Annotated in this window: 17 protein-coding genes; 7 read left to right on the top strand and 10 right to left on the bottom strand. The window is 60.6% G+C overall.

The window, feature by feature from the left end; genetic code table 11:
• Window positions 1-45: 45 nt before the first annotated feature.
• The 10 genes from EHF33_RS17875 to EHF33_RS17830 all read right to left on the bottom strand — a co-directional run bounded on the left by EHF33_RS17875 (window position 46) and on the right by EHF33_RS17830 (window position 8935).
• Window positions 46-411 carry a DUF3060 domain-containing protein gene (locus EHF33_RS17875; protein WP_124874712.1) on the bottom strand — a complete coding sequence of 122 codons (366 nt, stop codon included), beginning with the start codon at window positions 409-411 and terminating at the stop codon, window positions 46-48.
• A 69-nt stretch (window positions 412-480) separates the two neighbouring features.
• The gene (locus EHF33_RS17870; protein ID WP_124874710.1) at window positions 481-1545 is read right to left on the bottom strand and encodes an ABC transporter substrate-binding protein; all 1065 of its coding nucleotides are present in this window, start codon (window positions 1543-1545) and stop codon (window positions 481-483) included.
• Between the two features lie 51 nt (window positions 1546-1596).
• Window positions 1597-2559, bottom strand: coding sequence for an ABC transporter permease (locus EHF33_RS17865; protein ID WP_124874708.1), 963 nt, complete (start codon window positions 2557-2559; stop codon window positions 1597-1599).
• Window positions 2541-3374, bottom strand: coding sequence for an ABC transporter permease (locus EHF33_RS17860; RefSeq protein ID WP_124874706.1), 834 nt, complete (start codon window positions 3372-3374; stop codon window positions 2541-2543). The genes EHF33_RS17865 and EHF33_RS17860 overlap by 19 nt, the downstream gene beginning before the upstream one ends.
• Before the next feature lie 41 nt (window positions 3375-3415).
• The gene (locus tag EHF33_RS17855) at window positions 3416-3901 is read right to left on the bottom strand and encodes a hypothetical protein (protein ID WP_124874704.1); all 486 of its coding nucleotides are present in this window, start codon (window positions 3899-3901) and stop codon (window positions 3416-3418) included.
• 35 nt (window positions 3902-3936) lie between these two features.
• Window positions 3937-4674 carry an ABC transporter ATP-binding protein gene (locus EHF33_RS17850; protein WP_241191420.1) on the bottom strand — a complete coding sequence of 246 codons (738 nt, stop codon included), beginning with the start codon at window positions 4672-4674 and terminating at the stop codon, window positions 3937-3939.
• Between the two features lie 93 nt (window positions 4675-4767).
• Entirely contained in the window at window positions 4768-6132 is a 1365-nt protein-coding gene (hydA, locus tag EHF33_RS17845; protein ID WP_124874700.1) for a dihydropyrimidinase, read from the bottom strand.
• Window positions 6133-6205: 73 nt separating this feature from the next.
• Window positions 6206-6484 carry a hypothetical protein gene (locus tag EHF33_RS17840; RefSeq protein WP_124874698.1) on the bottom strand — a complete coding sequence of 93 codons (279 nt, stop codon included), beginning with the start codon at window positions 6482-6484 and terminating at the stop codon, window positions 6206-6208.
• Window position 6485: 1 nt separating this feature from the next.
• Window positions 6486-7865 carry an NAD-dependent dihydropyrimidine dehydrogenase subunit PreA gene (preA, locus tag EHF33_RS17835; RefSeq protein ID WP_124874696.1) on the bottom strand — a complete coding sequence of 460 codons (1380 nt, stop codon included), beginning with the start codon at window positions 7863-7865 and terminating at the stop codon, window positions 6486-6488.
• Window positions 7866-7948: 83 nt separating this feature from the next.
• Window positions 7949-8935 (bottom strand): SDR family oxidoreductase, encoded by a 987-nt coding sequence (locus EHF33_RS17830; RefSeq protein WP_124874694.1) that lies wholly within the window; start codon window positions 8933-8935, stop codon window positions 7949-7951.
• 177 nt (window positions 8936-9112) lie between these two features.
• On the opposite strand from EHF33_RS17830, the gene EHF33_RS17825 reads away from it, so the two are divergent.
• The 7 genes from EHF33_RS17825 (at window position 9113) to EHF33_RS17795 (ending at window position 15890) form a co-directional block, all read left to right on the top strand.
• Window positions 9113-9883: a GntR family transcriptional regulator gene (locus EHF33_RS17825; RefSeq protein WP_241191401.1), complete on the top strand. Its 771-nt coding sequence runs from the start codon at window positions 9113-9115 to the stop codon at window positions 9881-9883.
• Window positions 9880-11043 carry an ABC transporter substrate-binding protein gene (locus EHF33_RS17820; protein WP_124874690.1) on the top strand — a complete coding sequence of 388 codons (1164 nt, stop codon included), beginning with the start codon at window positions 9880-9882 and terminating at the stop codon, window positions 11041-11043. Before EHF33_RS17825 ends, EHF33_RS17820 begins: the two co-directional genes overlap by 4 nt.
• 75 nt (window positions 11044-11118) lie before the next feature.
• On the top strand, window positions 11119-12288 hold the full coding sequence (locus EHF33_RS17815) for an ABC transporter substrate-binding protein (protein WP_124874688.1): 1170 nt from the start codon (window positions 11119-11121) through the stop codon (window positions 12286-12288).
• Window positions 12289-12483: 195 nt separating this feature from the next.
• The gene (locus tag EHF33_RS17810) at window positions 12484-13368 is read left to right on the top strand and encodes a branched-chain amino acid ABC transporter permease (RefSeq protein WP_124874686.1); all 885 of its coding nucleotides are present in this window, start codon (window positions 12484-12486) and stop codon (window positions 13366-13368) included.
• Between the two features lie 8 nt (window positions 13369-13376).
• Window positions 13377-14369, top strand: coding sequence for a branched-chain amino acid ABC transporter permease (locus EHF33_RS17805; RefSeq protein ID WP_241191400.1), 993 nt, complete (start codon window positions 13377-13379; stop codon window positions 14367-14369).
• Window positions 14366-15124 (top strand): ABC transporter ATP-binding protein, encoded by a 759-nt coding sequence (locus EHF33_RS17800; RefSeq protein WP_124874682.1) that lies wholly within the window; start codon window positions 14366-14368, stop codon window positions 15122-15124. The genes EHF33_RS17805 and EHF33_RS17800 overlap by 4 nt, the downstream gene beginning before the upstream one ends.
• Window positions 15117-15890, top strand: coding sequence for an ABC transporter ATP-binding protein (locus tag EHF33_RS17795; RefSeq protein ID WP_124874680.1), 774 nt, complete (start codon window positions 15117-15119; stop codon window positions 15888-15890). Before EHF33_RS17800 ends, EHF33_RS17795 begins: the two co-directional genes overlap by 8 nt.
• Window positions 15891-15912: the final 22 nt, after the last annotated feature.

Here is a 15912-nt window from a genome sequence, read left to right as displayed (position 1 = left end):
CCCTCAGTTTAAGCTTTACAAATGAGTGGGCTGGATCAGGTCACTTTACTTTTTGCTGACAGTATTGGCTTTGCCGGTCAGCAGCATTCTCGGTTTGGTTCCTTTGAGTGCTTTGTGCCAAGTCACCGTATTGCCATCACCGCTTAGCACGATCTCGCCCACCACTGCCATGCTGACTTTATTTTTGCTGCCCGCAATAATGATCTGCGTGCAATTTCCAGTCAAAGTAATGGTGTTTCCGTCGCCTGCTACCGATACGCTGTCATTCTTACAGGCAAGTGTTTGTTTGGTTTGATCGCCCGCCACGATCTTTCCCATACCGGAAATATTCAGTGTGCTCATATCCACGGTTTGAGCTGAGACAGAAAAACTGAGTGAGGCTAAGACGGCAGCTCGAATGAATTTATTCATGTTGGTTCCCTTAACTCGGAAAGCGGGCGTAAGAACAAAAGTCTACACGCCCGCCCATTTGCTGACTGTTTACTTCTTGCCGGTTGCCATTTGCCAAACGCTGTAATCGACTGCGCCCGCCGATGGATCGGCTTTGAGGATACCGAGATCTTTAAGCAAAGCGACGTTTGATTTATAAAGAGCCGGGTCAAGGTATCCGGCGCGGCCCTGCATGGTCGGGCCCGCGTTGTAGAGCTTGGCGACTTCGTTCATCTGCCAGGTCTGGTGCTCTTTGGCGTCCGAGCGGGTGCCGGAACCTTTACAAGTATTGCCGCAAAGGGGCAAGACGATATTGACGGCCTCAGCTTTGTGCTTGACCGCGTAATCCCAGCCCTTGATAGAAGCGCGAACCAAACGGGCAGCGATTTCCTTGCCGCTCATCCCGCTGCCTTTGAAGTTCTTGTCATCCAACACTTTCTGCGATGTGAACATCAAGTCTTCCAGCAGATTGACACCGTAATCCGGCGCTTTGAAGATTTTGAGTTTGTCCATGCTGTAGCCCAGCCCGACGATCTGATCGATTTCGTTGTAGGTCATGGCCGACACCAGATCGACTTTGTCGGGGAAAACGATGCTGGGATCGAACGGATAGGTAACGGCCTGCACGCTGGGATTGGCCACCGTGCTGTCTAGGCTGCTGGTCAGGCCGTACTTTTTCATCAGTGCCACGGCGGGATATTCGTTGCCGCTGGGCCACAAGCCCACTCGTTTGCCTTTGAAGTCGGCGGGTTTGTTGATGCCGCTGGACTTGAGCGCCACCAGGGTGAAGCCGGATTTCTGGAAAATCTGGGCGATGTGAACCACTTGAATGCCTTGCTGGCGAGCGGTCAGCAGATCGGTGATCCAGGTGGTGCCGAAGTCGGCGGCTCCGGTGGCCACCGTTTGAATCGGTGATTGATCGCCAATTGGAAGGAGCTGAACATCCAAGCCCTCATCCTTGAAATAGCCTTTGGCCTGCGCCACGAAAAAACCCGCGAATTGGGCCTGCGGAAACCACTTGAGCTGGAGCCTGACGGTCACGGGTTTGGTTTGTGCCTGTGCGGCAGTGGGCAAAGCGAGCGTGAGCAGGGCGGACAAGAGCGCGAGTTTCTTCATTTGGAACCTCCGTAGATGGAAGTGGGATGGAGAAAGACTTGGAACTCGGAATCAGGTTCGTCCCGGCAACATGAGCCGCTCAGCCGCCGAGATCAGCAAATAAAATGAGACGCCGATGACCGACGCCACTACAATAGCGGCCCAAACGATGTCAAGTCCAAACCTACCGACTTCGATCTGAATCCGGAAGCCCAGACCGTGCCCCTCAGTGCCGAAAAACTCGGCCACGATGGCGTTGATCAGGGCCAAAGTGGAGCTGACGCGCAGGGCGGTGAACACGAACGGCAGCGCTGAAGGCCAGCGCACTTCGTGGAACACCTGAGTGGGTGAGGCGGCGTAGGAGTGCATCAGATCGAGGTGCATCGGCTGGGCACTTTGCAGGCCGCGCACTGCGTTGATGACCACCGGAAACAGCACCGTGACGGCCACGATGATGGTTTTGGACGACCAGCCCAGACCCACCGCTTTGATGACCACTGGGGCCAGCGCCACGATGGGCACGCTGGAGAGCAGCGCCGCGTAAGGCAGCACGCCGCGCTCCAAAAAGCGGAAACGCACCGCTGCCAATGCCAGCGCGAGGCCCGCCAATGTGCCGATGATAAAGCCCAGCAGCGCTTCCAGCACGAAGGTGTAATAAGCGTCTTGCAGCAGCACCACTCGGGCCGCCCACAGCGCCTGCATGACTTTGCTGGGAGTGGGAATCAGGCCCGTCGGCACCCCGTAAGCGCGGAGCAGAGCCTCGGCGGCCAGCACCAGCAGAATCAGGGTGGCGGCGGCCGGAACAATTCGGGCGGCCAGCGTTTCGCCCTGAGCGCTTTGCCGGATGCCGAAGACGCCCACCAGCAGCAGCGCCAGCACCCCCAGCAGCCACACCAGAGCCGAGTCGGGCGGCGCGGCGCGGCCAGCCAAAACAAAACTCAGCGCCAGCAAGCCCAGCGCCGAGAGCAGCAGCAGCGGCCAGCCAGAAACTGAGCGGGAAGCGGGCGCTCTCAAACTCACACTGGTCGCCGCCATCCTGTCACCAGCCTCTCCAGCAAGCCGATCAGTGCCACCAGCGCGATGCCCAGCGCCGCGCCGTAAATCATGATGACCCACAGCGCCACCGTGTCGGAGGCCCGCGAATTCTCGGCCAGCATCTTGCCCAGCCCGCTGAACGAGATGGTGCTGATCTCGGCCACGATGCTGCCGACCAGCGCCGCCGTCGCCGCGACTTTCAGCGAGGTAAACAGGTATGGCAAGCTGGCCGGAATTTGCAGCAGTCTAAAAGTCTGCGCGGGTGAGGCGCGGTACGTTCGCATCAAATCGAGTTGCAAAGGATCGGGGCTGCGTAACCCCTGAGCCATGCCGATGGCGATGGGAAAGAAGGCGATGTAGGCGGCGATAATGGCTTTGGGAAAAAAACCCTGAACCCCAAATTGCCCCAGCAGCACGGCCAGCATCGGCGCGAGCGCGACAATCGGCACGGTTTGCGAGGCGACCAGCCAAGGCAGGGTGGCCCGCTCAAAGCTGCGGCTGCGAACCAGCAAGGTGGCCAGCACCAGCCCAAGCAGCGAGGCCAGTGCCAGACCCAGCAAGGTTTCGCCGCCCGTGACCAGGGCGTTGCGGGGCGCACTCGTATCGGCCAGCGGCGGCACGCTGAGGCTCCGGAAGCCAGTGGCGAACTGCTGCGGCGCGGGAATCACCGGGTTGCGAAGTTGAGTGGCGCACTGGAGGGCCGTCCCGCATCCCAGATCGGCCCCGCTGGCCAGCGACCTGGCCGCCTGCCCCGCGTTGGCCCACAGCATCAGCGGCCAGTAGATGAGGACAGCAACGAGGGCGACGGCGAGCATAGGCAGGAGATTAGATGTACCTTTAGCTGAAATGGTCATATTCACTTCCCTGGATTACTCAATTTGAAGTTGGCGACCATTTCATCAAGCAATTCACCGATAGAAGCTTGTACCAAAAATTGATCCTGCTGTTGATCTGAATCAAGTAGTAATGTGCGTACACCCAGCCAAACCGGTAAATAGCGATCAGGGTATAAACTGCTGCTAAATTGAATACCATCAAGGTAAATTGTCGCTGCGAATATACTGGATTTAACTTGAGTGTAATCTATTGACAAAAAGAAATTTACATTTCCTGCTGAGAATTTCTGAAACTGGCATGATAAGACATCTCCAGGGGACTTTGTTAGCGAGTATGTCGCAATCCTATTGCTGATATACTGATTTACTCTAATTATATCGATATTCTTGTCATCAGTTAGAAGACTAGGATATTGACAAATGTTCATACCTTTTAGAGCGTTGACGTGATTCTGGAATCCGGCATTAGCACCACTATAGCTCATAAATACTGTGGTTAAAATCAAATACAGAGGCAAATTTGTAAGTCGGTTACCCCAATTCAAGCGTGCCCCTTTCGCAGCAGTTCCCTAATCTGGGTCGCGTACTCAAAAAAGCGCGGGTCTTCGCGGCTGTCGTCGCTTCTGGGCTGCGGCAGATCAATGTCGACCACGCCTTCAATCTTGCCGGGCCGGGCGGTCATGACCACCACGCGGGTGCTGAGAAACACCGCCTCGCTGATCGAGTGGGTGACGAACACCACCGTTTTGCCCGTTTCGCGCCACAGCCGCAGCAGCTCCAGATTCAGATTCTCGCGGGTGATCTCGTCCAGCGCCCCAAACGGCTCGTCCATCAGCAAAATCGCCGGATCGAAAGCCAGGGCGCGGGCAATGCTGACGCGCTGCTGCATTCCGCCGGAGAGTTGCCACGGGTATGAGCGCTCAAACTTTTCCAGCCCGACCAGTTTCAGCATCTCGCGGGCGCGGGTGTCGCGGCCTTCACGCGGCAGATTCATGACTTCCAGCGGCAATTTGACGTTGCTGAGCACGTTGCGCCACTCCATTAAGGCCGGAGCCTGAAACACATAACCGTAAGCGCGGTTCTCGCGTGCGGCGCGAGGTGTGCCGCCGCTGACGGTCAGCTCGCCGCCCGTTGGGGTGATCAAATCGGCCATCAAGCGCAGTAAGGTCGTTTTGCCGCACCCTGAAGGCCCGATCAGGCTGATGAACTCGCCCGGCATGATCTGCAAATTGGCGTCTTGCAGCGCGACGGTTTGACCGCCCGGCACCGGGAAAATCATGCTGAGGTCACGGACAGAGACGATGGGAGTGGATGTAGCGGTTTGGGTCACTTTTTCACCTCAAGGCAGGAAGACGAAATACACAGTGAAGGCTCAGCGCCGAAGCAATTCCCCGCGCCCGACCGTGCCTACAAATTCTCCGTTCTCCACCGCCACCTCGCCGCGCACCGTCACGATTTCGGGCCTGCCGTCAAGTTCAAAGCCCTCGAAGCCGCTGTAATCGTTGTTCATGTGCGAAGTGGCGGCGCTGATGGTGCCCCGGTAGTGCGGATCGTAGATCACCAAGTCGGCGTCGCTGCCCACCGAGACGGTTCCCTTGCGTGGATAGAGACCGAACAGTTGCGCGGCCCGCGTACTCACGGCGTCCACGAAGCGCTCCAAGCTCAGGCGGCTGCGGCTGACCCCGTAGGTGTAGAGCAGGTTGGCGCGGTCTTCGATGGCCGGAATCCCGTTGGGAATCTTGGTAAAATCGGCGTCGCCCATGTGCTTTTGGGCCACGTCGAAGGGGCAGTGGTCGGTGGCCACCGTGTCGATCTGGCCGCGTTCCAGCGCTTCCCATAGGGCGCGGTGGTTGCTCTGGTCGCGCAGCGGCGGCGACATCACGTACTTGGCTCCCTCCACGCCACCCCGCTCGGCGTAGGTTTTATCGAGCAGCAGGTGGGGGATCACCACTTCCACCGCCAGATCGACGCCGCGTTCCTTGGCCTCCAGCGCGGCTTCCAGCGAGCGGGCGTTGGACAGGTGAACCACGTAGCCGCGTGCGCCGGTCATCTCGATGAAGGTGGCGAAGTGGGCGGTTCCCTCGGCTTCCACCCCTTCCGGGCGGCTCGGCTCGTGCCACTCGGGGCCGGTCTTCCCTTCCGCCAGTAACTTCTGCTGAAGCTGAGACACCAGATCGGCATTCTCGCAGTGGGCGGTGACGATCACGCCGAGTTCGGCGGCCAGCTTGCACACCTGATAAAGCGCGTTGTCGTCAATCCCGAACGCGCCCTTGTAGGCCAGAAACACCTTGAAGGACTTCATCCCCTGCGCCACCAGCTTCCGCAAAGTGGCTTCGGTGGTCTTGTCCCAGCGGGTCACGCCGATGTGAAAGCTGTAATCGCAAGCGCTCTTGCCCTCGGCCAAGTCCGTCCAAGTTTTCCAACCTGCCGAGAGCCGTTCGCTTCCAGCGGGAGCCAGCATTTCTATGTAAGTGGTCGTTCCGCCCATCAGCGCGGCGATAGAGCCGGTGGTGTGGGTGTCTTTGGCGAACGTGCCCATGAAGGGCAAATGGATATGCACGTGCGGATCAATAAAGCCAGGGAAAATGTATTTGCTGCTGGCGTCTATCACCCGTGCATCCGCCGGGGCGCTGAGCTGCTCGCCAATCTGGGTAATGGTTTCGCCTTCCACCAGAATGTCGGCCCGGTAGCGCTGGCCGTCGGAAACGATTTCACCATTTTGGATGAGTAGGGTCATGCAACCTCCATTCAGCTTTGATCACTCTTTAGCCATTCGGCAGATAGTAGAATTTGAAGCTGGCCTTCCTAAGTTAGGTAAATTTAGCAACATCATCGGCAAAGTTGGAATCGAGTAAGGCTCTAATATCTGCAAGTTCTGGATTCAACTCATGCTTACCGACATCCCACGCGCCTACCCCGAAACATTCCGCCAGAAAATAACTTGACGAAGAAGTGCCAGCTAGGAAGACATTACTGACAACGGTTGTTCCCTCTTCGACGTTCTCATAAAGGTCAGGGCCGCATTCCAGGCAACTTGCAATTGCGTGACTGAATGGCCCGATAGCAATGATCTGCGCGTTTAATCCCATCTCAGTGAATCTCAATCCCCGCTTCCTTCCGGTACGTTTCCATCGAGTTCCAGTCCTGCGTGACCAGCGGTTGCTCGGCGCTGAGCTGATCCCAGGTCACACTTTCTCGGCCACTTGGCACGCTGACCATTTCGATGCAGCCGTCCACCGGGCAGACATTGGCGCACAGCGCACAGCCCACACAATCGGGTTCGCGCACCACGGGCGTGGAGCGGCTGTCAGCCACCTGCTTGCCGCTGACGCGTGGATCAAAGCCCGGATCGACTCTCAATCCGTCCGGTGAATAGAGATCAATGCACTGGTGCGCCGTATCGTTGCAGGCCACATAACACAAATTGCACTGAATACACTTGTCCGGGTCGATTCGCGCCACTGCCTGATAGCTCAAATCAAGCTGCCCGAAGGTGCTGAACTGCTCCAGCGATTTACCGGAAAAGTCGTAGATCGTTTCAAATCCCTTGTCTTCCATCCAGTTGCTCAGGCCGTCGATCATATCTTCCACGATGCGGTAGCCGTAGTGCATGGCGGCAGTACAGACCTGCACGGCACTCGCGCCCAGCAGCATGAATTCGGCGGCGTCCTTCCAGGTCACGATGCCGCCCATGCCGCAGATCGGCACACCTGAACGCAGCACGCCCGCGTCGGTCATCAGTTCGGTCAGCAGGTTCAGGGCAATCGGCTTTACGGCTGGCCCCGCGTAACCGCCGTGGGTGCCGCGCCCGCCGATGTTCGGCGTGACCATTAGGGTGTCGAGGTTGACGCTCATGACGGAATTGATGGTGTTGATGAGCGATAAGGCGTTGGCCCCGCCCTTGAGCGCTGCGTGAGCCGGTTCGACGATGTGGGTGATGTTGGGCGTCAGTTTGACGATGACTGGCAGACGCGTGATGGACGTGACCCACTGGGTATTGAGTTCGCACATCTCCGGCACCTGGCCCACTGCCGCGCCCATGCCGCGCTCGCTCATTCCCTGAGGGCAGCCGTAATTGAGTTCGATCCCGTCTGCGCCGGTGTCCTCGATTTTCATCACGATGTCGCGCCACGCTTCGGGCAAGGCGTCCACCATCGCGCTGACAATCACGGCGCGGTCAGGCCACAGCCGTTTGACCTCGGCAATTTCGCGCAAGTTGACGTCCAGCGGGCGGTCTGAAATCAGTTCCACGTTGTTGATGGCGAGTAACCGCTGACTGCCGATGCTCAAACCACCGTAGCGGTTGGAGATGTTCAGCACGGGCGGGCCGATGGTCTTCCAGACCGCTCCGCCCCAGCCGTATTCAAAAGCTTTGCTGACCTGATAGCCGGAGTTGGTCGGCGGCGCGGAGGCCAGCCAGAACGGATTGGGAGCGCGAATACCGGCAAAATTGATGGACAGATCTGGCATGGGGCCTCCGGTCAACTTGAGCGGGAACGGGTGCGAACAGCGCGTGGGCCTTGATGTTAGCTTAAGCTAGCCTACCTCAACTTTCAGGGCCGCACCCGCTGAACCTGCTCGATGATGGCGTCCATCGTCCGGTTCAACTCGGGGTTGATGACTTGCCGTGCCGGGTCGGCGTCGTACCAAGCCATGACTTCCTCAATGCCGCGTGCAAAGGGAATGTTGGCCCGGTAGTCCGGCACCAGCCGTTTGAGCTTCGTGTTGTCGAAAATGACGCTGTGAGACTTGTCGCCCAGGAGCCCCGCGCCCCATTCGGGGTCAAAGGTGGCGATCACCTCGGAGGGCACATGCACGATCTCGGCAGTGGTTCCGGCGGCCCGCGCCACTTCCCCGAAAATCTGGTTCCAGGTCAGCCACTCGTCACCAGTAATCTGCACCGCGTCGCCGATGACCTGCGCTCTACCCAGCAAGCCGACAAAGCCCACGGCGAAGTCGCGGTGGTGGGTCAGTGTCCACAGCGAGGTTCCGTCGCCGTGAACGATCACCGGCTGGCCGCGCCGCATCCGGTCGACCACGGTGTAGCCGCCGTCCATCGGCAGTAGGGTCTGGTCGTAGGTGTGCGAGGGCCGCACGATGGTTATGGGGAAGCCGTCCTCATGGTAAGCCTGAGTCACCCGTTCCTCGCAGGCAATTTTGTCGCGGGAATACTTCCAGAACGGGTTGTGCAGCGGGGTGGATTCGGTGATGGGCAGGTGGCCGATGGGTTTTTGATACGCCGAGGCCGAGCTGATAAAAACGTATTGCCGGGTGCGGCCCCTGAACAATTCCAAGTCGGTTTCGATGTGCTGCGGCGTGAAGGCCACCCAGTTGACCACCACGTCGAAAGTGAGGTCGCCCAGCGCGGCCTGCACGCTGGCGGGGTCGCGAACGTCGCCGTGCAGGATTTTTGCGCCTGCCGGACTGGGGCGGCTGGACTGGCCCCGGTTGAGCAGATAAAGCTCATAGCCGCGCTCTAGGGCGAGTTGCGAGCAAGCGGAGCTGATAATGCCGGTGCCGCCGATAAACAGAATTCGCATCAATTTCCCCCTGATGCCACTCATTCTAGAGGTCAATTTTGCCGAACGACATCGCTGAGCCGCCGCGTTCGTTCACGCTTGCGCAAACACCATTTTACATGTAACATGCTTTCACTCTCAACTCATCTTGCTCAGATTTCCGTTCTTGCCTTTCGCCTTCTCTGCGAGGTTCTTGTCTTGAATCTGCTCCGTCCCGTTCCTTCAATTCGCGTGGTGGACGCCGTGCATCAGCGCATCCGGCAAGCCATTCTGACTGGCGAACTGCCACCGGGAACGCGGCTGAGCGTGCCAGATCTGGCGCGTCGGCTCGACGTTTCGCGCAGCCCGATCCGTGAGGCAGTGCTGCATCTGGTGGCCGAGGGCCTGGCCGTCGAGCATTCTCGGCGCGGCGCGGAAGTAGCCCGCGTCAATCTGAGCGACCTTCTCGAAATTTATGCGGTTCGTGCGGCGCTGGAGGGTCTGGCCGCTCAGTTGTGCGCCGAGTCGATGAGCGCCGCTGACCTCACCGCTCTGCGCGGGGTGCTGGACGCTCAGGGCGCACCCGCCGTCAGCGGTGACGTGGCAGGCTACCGCGAACTTGATCTGCGTTTCCACCAGATCATCGTGCAGAGCTGCGGCAATTCGCGGCTGGCCAAGAGCGCTGAGCAGCTTACCGCCGAGCTGAGTTTGGCGACTCGCCTGATGGCCGACAGCGCCGAGCATCTGCGGGCCAGCCACACCGAACACCGCCGCATCGTGGCTGCCCTGATCGAGCGCCGCCCTGACGAAGCCGAGCGAGCCATGCGTGAGCATCTGGCGCGTGTTTCGGGAGCAGTGCAGGCCAAAGTCGCCGCCCAGAGTCAGGTGCTGAGCGGCCCAGAACCGCCTCAAACAGCGCCGCAAACCATCTTTTCCAATTCGACCGCCAACTCCATTCTCGACCACTCACCGCTCGGAGGAACATCATGAACAGGAAGAACACACTTTGCACGCTGGCCCTCGGCCTTTCTCTACTGGGAGCCGCTCAGGCCCAGACCACCATTAAGATCGGGGCCATCACCTCGCTGACGGGCCGCTTTGCCGAGTTCGGCAAGCAGCAGATGGCGGGCTTTAAGGTCGCCGTGGACGAGATCAACCGCAAGGGCGGCATCAACGGCCAGAAAGTCGAGTTGCAGGTCGAGGACAACGCCAGCGACGTCAACAAGGGCCTTTCCGCCGCCGAGAAACTGGTCAACGCGGGCGTGCCGCTGGTGATCTGCGAGTATTCCAGCAGCCTGGTCAAAGCGCAGGCGCAGTATCTGGCCCGTCAGAAAGTCCCGGCCCTGGTGGTCACCAGCAGCGGCGACGACATCACCAACCCCGGCAACGACTACATCTTCCGGCTCAACCAACCGGCCACCGAGTACGCCCGGGTGCTGTTCAATATCTTCCGCGACAACAAATTCAAAACGGTGGCGATGATTACCGGCACCGGAGCCTTCGAGAAATCGGTGGCCGACGCGGCGCGGGGCTTTGCCAAGGAATACGGCATGACGCTGGTGGAAGACCAGAGCTACGACAAGGGCCTGACCGATTTCCGGCCCGTCCTCAACCGCATCAAGGCCAAGAATCCCGACGCGCTGTTCATGGTCAGCTACGCCGAGGATTCGGTGGCGCTGATGCGTCAGGCCCGCGAGGTGGGTGTCAAACCCAAATTGTTCGCGGGCGGAGCGGCGGGCTTTGCGCTGCCCGACTTCATCAAGGATGGTGGCAGCGCCGCCGACAACGTACTGGTCGCCACCGCCTGGATCAAGGAACTGCGCTACCCCGGCACCCAGAAGCTGCACGTCGATCTGGTCAAGGCGCTGGGCGGAGCGGAGCCGAGCTACCACGCCGCCCAGGCCTACGCGGGCGTGCTGGTGGCCGCCGACGCCATCAAGCGGGCGGGCAGCACTGACCGCGAGAAAGTCAAAGCGGCGCTGAATACCACCAACATGCAGACCGCTTTCGGCCCGATTGTCTTCAAGGACTTCGAGGGCTTCAAGAACCAGAACCCGATTGCCATGGTCGCCGAGCAGGTGCAGGGCGGCAAATTCGTGCCGGTCTACCCCAAGTCGGCCTCGCCCCTGAAAATCAAATTCGAGCGCTGAGCCGCGTGGGGGGCGTCCGAACGGTGCGCCCCTCTTTCCTTCTTCACCTTCATTTCCTAAATTACGGGAGGTTTCATGAAACGGACTTTGCTCAGCCTCACGGCCCTGCTGCTCACGGGCGCGGCCTACGCCGAAACCATCAACGTCGGCGCGATCACCTCGCTGACCGGGCGGTTTGCCACCTTCGGCAAGATGCAGAAAGCCGGATTTCAGGTGGCCATCGACGAGATCAACGCGGCGGGTGGCGTCAGCGGCAACAAGCTGGCCCTGCTGCTCGAAGACGACGCCAGCGACACCAACAAAGCGCTGGCCGCCGCCGAGAAGTTGCTTAACCAGAAAGTGCCGCTGATCATCGGCTCGTATTCCAGCGGCATCACCAAGCCGCTCTCACAGTACATGGCCCGCCAGAAAGTGCCGCTCTTGGTGGCCACCGCTGTGGACGAAACCATCACCAAGCCCGGCAACGCCTACACCTTCCGGGTCAACAACCAGTCGAGCGTCTACAGCCGCAGCCTGCTCGATCTGTTCAAACGGATGAACGACAGCAAGGCGGGCACCATCAAAACGGTCGCGGTGCTGACCAGCAACGACGCCTTCGGCAAGAGTGTTTACACCGACATCACCACCCTGTTTACCAAGGCGGGCTATCAGGTCGTTTCCAAGGACACCTATGATCAGGGCCTGACCGACTTCCGGCCCATTCTGAACCGTTACAAGGCCCTCAGCCCCGACGCCGTGCTGATCGCCAGCTACGAACAGGACGCGGTGGCAGTGGCCAAGCAGGTCAAGGAAGTGGGCCTCGCGCCCAAGGTGATCGCGGGCATTGCCACCGGCTTCGCGCTCCCCAACTTTCTGGACGGAGCGGGCAGCGCCGCCGACAACATGCTGGTGGCGATGGTCTGGAACCCCGACGTGACTTATCCAGGAGCGCAGAATCTGTATGTTCGGCTCAAGAAAGCGCTGGGCGGTGAGGAACCCAGCCAGCACGCCGCGCAGAGTTATGCCGCGATGCTGGCCGCTGCCGCCGCCATCAAGCAGGGCGGTACCGACCCCGAGAAAGTCCGCGAGGCGCTGACCAAAATCAATATCAATACCGCTTTCGGCCCGGTGAAGTTCCGCGATTACGGCGGCTACCAGAATCAGAACGCCGTGGTCGGCCTGGTCACGCAGGTGCAGGGCGGCAAGTTCGTGACCGTTGCCCCCGCGACGGCGGCCAAGGGCAAGCTGATGATGTCGAAGAAGTAGAAAAGGACTGACCCGAAAGCACGCGGCTGTCTGGTCAATACGTTGTAGTACTACCCCGAATGGTGCAGTTTTCCAAGAGTGGGGGAGTCCCGGCGGCCTTCTCAACACCCCTTTTAGGCCCACAGCCCTGAACTCCATTTTAGGTGGCGTGCCGGGCCAAACCCTTTGCTGCGCCGTTCCACCAAGGAGAATCCAGTGGACCCAAATACCCAAGCCCTCGTCCAAACCCTCGCCCAGGGGCTCCTGACCGGCGGTATCTACGCCCTGATCGGCACCGGCCTGAGCCTGATCTTCGGCGTGATGCGGGTCATCAACTTCGCGCACGGCGACTTTCTGGCCGTCGGCATGTTCATCGCCCTGTTCCTGTTTCAGCGCCTGCATCTCGACCCCTACCTCAGTTTGCTGATCGCCGCGCCCATCGGGTTCGGACTGGGCTATCTGGTGCAGCGCTTCTTGTTGGCCCGGCTGGGTGACCGGCTGGAGAGCAGTTCGATGCTGGCCACGCTGGGCATCGGCCTGATTCTCAGCAACGGCCTGCTGCTGGGGTTCGGAGCGCAGCCGCAGAGCATCAACGTCGCTTACGCCACCAAAACCTTTGCGCTGGGCGGCATCCAGATCAGCTTGCCCCTGCTGATTGCCGGACTCGGCACCGTGCTGGCCATCGTGCTGCTCAATCTGTTTTTGTACCGCACCGAGCTGGGCCGCGCCGTTCGCGCCACCGCCCAGAACCCGCTGGGAGCCGAGCTTCAGGGCGTCAATACCAATTGGGTACAGGCCGTCGTCTTTGGACTGGGCGTGGCTTTCGCGGTAGTGGCGGGCGTGCTGCTCTTGCCGCTGCTTTACGCCTTCCCCACCGTGGGCGAGAATTACACTCTCAAGGCCTTCGTAGTCACGGTGCTGGGCGGCCTGGGCAACTTGCCGGGGGCCATCGCGGGCGGCCTGATTCTGGGCATCATCGAGTCTCTGGGGGCCTATTACCTCAGCAACAATTACCGCGACGCTTACGGCCTGGTCGTCTTCCTGGTGGTGCTGCTGCTGCGTCCCGAGGGGCTGTTTGGCCGCACGGTGAAACGGGTATGAGCGCTGCCGTGATCTCCCGCCCCCGCGCCCTCACCTACGGCAACGTCTGGCTGAGCGTCATCCTGCTGGCGGTAATGGCGCTGTACCCCTTCGTCTTCGGCAAAGCCATGAACTTCGGCGTCAGCACTCTGCTGCTGGCGGGCTTTGCTATGAGCTGGAACATTCTGGGCGGCTGGGCCGGGCAACTCAGCCTCGGCCACGCGGCGCTGCTGGGCATCGGCGCTTACACGGTGACGCTGTTTGCCATTCCCGAACGCGCTCCAGCTTGGCTGGGACTGGCTGGCCCGGTCGCGCCCTGGTGGGGAACCCTGATCGGGATGGGGCTGGCGGCGCTGCTGGCGCTGGTGTGGGGCTGGCTGACCTTCGGGCTGCGCGGCAGTTACTTCGTGCTCTCCAGCATCGCGGTGGCGCTGATTATCCGCTTGGTGGTCATCAATGAGGACTTCGGCGGCGGTGCGGAAGGGCTGTTCATGCCGGATTTGCCCAAGTTGTTCGGCCTCGATCTGTTTGACCGCAAGGTGGAATATGGTCTGGCCTTTTTCTTCGTGGCGCTCACCCTGCTGGTCACGCATATGCTGCGCCGCTCGCGGCTGGGCTACGCTCTCCAGGCCGTGCGCGAGGACGAGGACGGAGCGCGGGCGCTGGGCATCGACCCCCGGCGCATGAAGCTGGCGGCCTTCGTCATCTCGGCGATGCTGACGGCGCTGGGCGGCTCAATTTACGCCATCTACCTGCAAGCCTTCGAGCCGCATACCCTCCTCGAACTTCCGCTGAGTGTCCAGATCGCGCTGATGGCGATTATCGGCGGGCGCAGCAGCATTCAGGGACCAATTATAGGAGCGCTGCTGCTGGCGATTTTCGGCGAGGTCTTCCGCAACATCTTCGCCAATGCCAACCTGCTGATTTACGGCGTGCTGATTCTGGCGGTGACTCTGTTCGCGCCCGACGGCTTGGTGGGCCTGTTCAAGCGGCGCGGCAGCAAACTGGGGGCCAACAGATGAGTGCTCCTGCCACTCAGTCTCAGGCAGCCAGCAGCGCCACCCCGCTGTTCGAGGCGCAGGGCGTCACCGTCACTTTCGGCGGCCTGACGGCGGTCAAGGACATCAGCCTCAAGGTGCGGCCCGGCGAGATCGTGGGCCTGATCGGGCCGAACGGAGCGGGCAAAACCACCCTCTTCAACGCGCTGACCGGCTTCGTGACACCCAGCAGCGGGCGGGTGCTGCTCTCAGGGCGCGACATCACCAAACTGCCCCCGCAGGCTCGCGCCCGCCTCGGAATGGCCCGCACCTTTCAGGTCGAGCGGCCCTTCGAAGACCTCAGTGTGCTGGAAAACGTGCTGGTGGCGGCCTTTTTGCGCCACAGCGGTAGAAAAGCCGAGGACAGCGCTTACGCCGTGCTGGAACGGGTCGGCCTGGCGGATAGGGCTGCCCAGCCCGCCAGCGAACTCAATCTGGCCCGCCGCCGCCGCCTGGAACTCGCCAAGGTGCTGGCTCTCGAACCCAAGATGCTGTTTCTGGACGAGTCGATTGCCGGACTCAACCCGCCCGCGCAGGCCGAGATGGTGGGACTGATCCGCGAACTGGCCGCGTCGGGCTTAGGCATCGTGATGGTCGAGCACATCATGCACGTCATCATGGGCCTGTCCAACCACGTCATCTGCATGGCCTTTGGCGAGCTGCTGGCCGAGGGCGACCCCGAAACGGTGGCCCACCATCCGGACGTGATTCGGGCCTACCTGGGAGAAGACGATGACTGAGCTAACGGGTGGGCCGCGCACGGCAGTGAAAGCAAATCCCGATCTGAGCCAGGCTGAGCATGTTCTCAAAGTCAACAACCTGGAGGTGGCTTACGGCGAGGTGCAGGTGGTGTTCGGCGTCTCGCTGCACGTCGCCAAGGGTGAACTGGTCGGGCTGGTTGGCGGCAACGGCAGCGGCAAGAGCACCATTCTGCGGGTGCTGTCGGGGATGCTCAAGGCGCGGAGTGGGGAAGCGCTTTACCGCCAGCACAACCTCAACGGGGTAGCGCCTTACCAGATCACTGGGCTGGGCGTGGCGCATGTGCCGATGGGTCGCCAACTGTTCGGGCAGATGACGGTGGAAGAAAACCTGCTGATGGGCGCTTACTTGCCGCGCACCCGTGAGCGCAGGCCGCAGAACTTGCAGCGCGTCTACGACTTTTTCCCCCGCCTGCGCGAGAAACGCACCTTTCCCGCTGCCGCCCTCTCCGGTGGTGAGCAACAGATGGTGGCGATTGGCCGGGCGCTGATGAGCGAGCCGGAAGTGCTCCTCATGGACGAGCCGAGCCTGGGCCTCGCGCCGCTGGTGGTCAAAGAAGTCATGCGGGTGATCGCCTCTTTGCGCCAGCTCGGGCTGACCGTGCTGCTAGTCGAGCAGAACGTGCGCCAGGTGCTGAAGGTGACGGACCGCTCTTACGTCCTAGAACTCGGCGCGGTGGTGCGCGAGGGGCCCAGCGCCGACCTGCTCGATGACCCCGAAATTCGGCGGGTGTATCTGGGAGTCTGACCCCGCTTCTAGATTCCGCTTC

The sequence above is a fragment of the Deinococcus psychrotolerans genome, assembly GCF_003860465.1.
GTDB classification, from domain to species: Bacteria; Deinococcota; Deinococci; order Deinococcales; family Deinococcaceae; genus Deinococcus; species Deinococcus psychrotolerans.
This window is presented reverse-complemented; position numbering and strand designations above follow the sequence as displayed.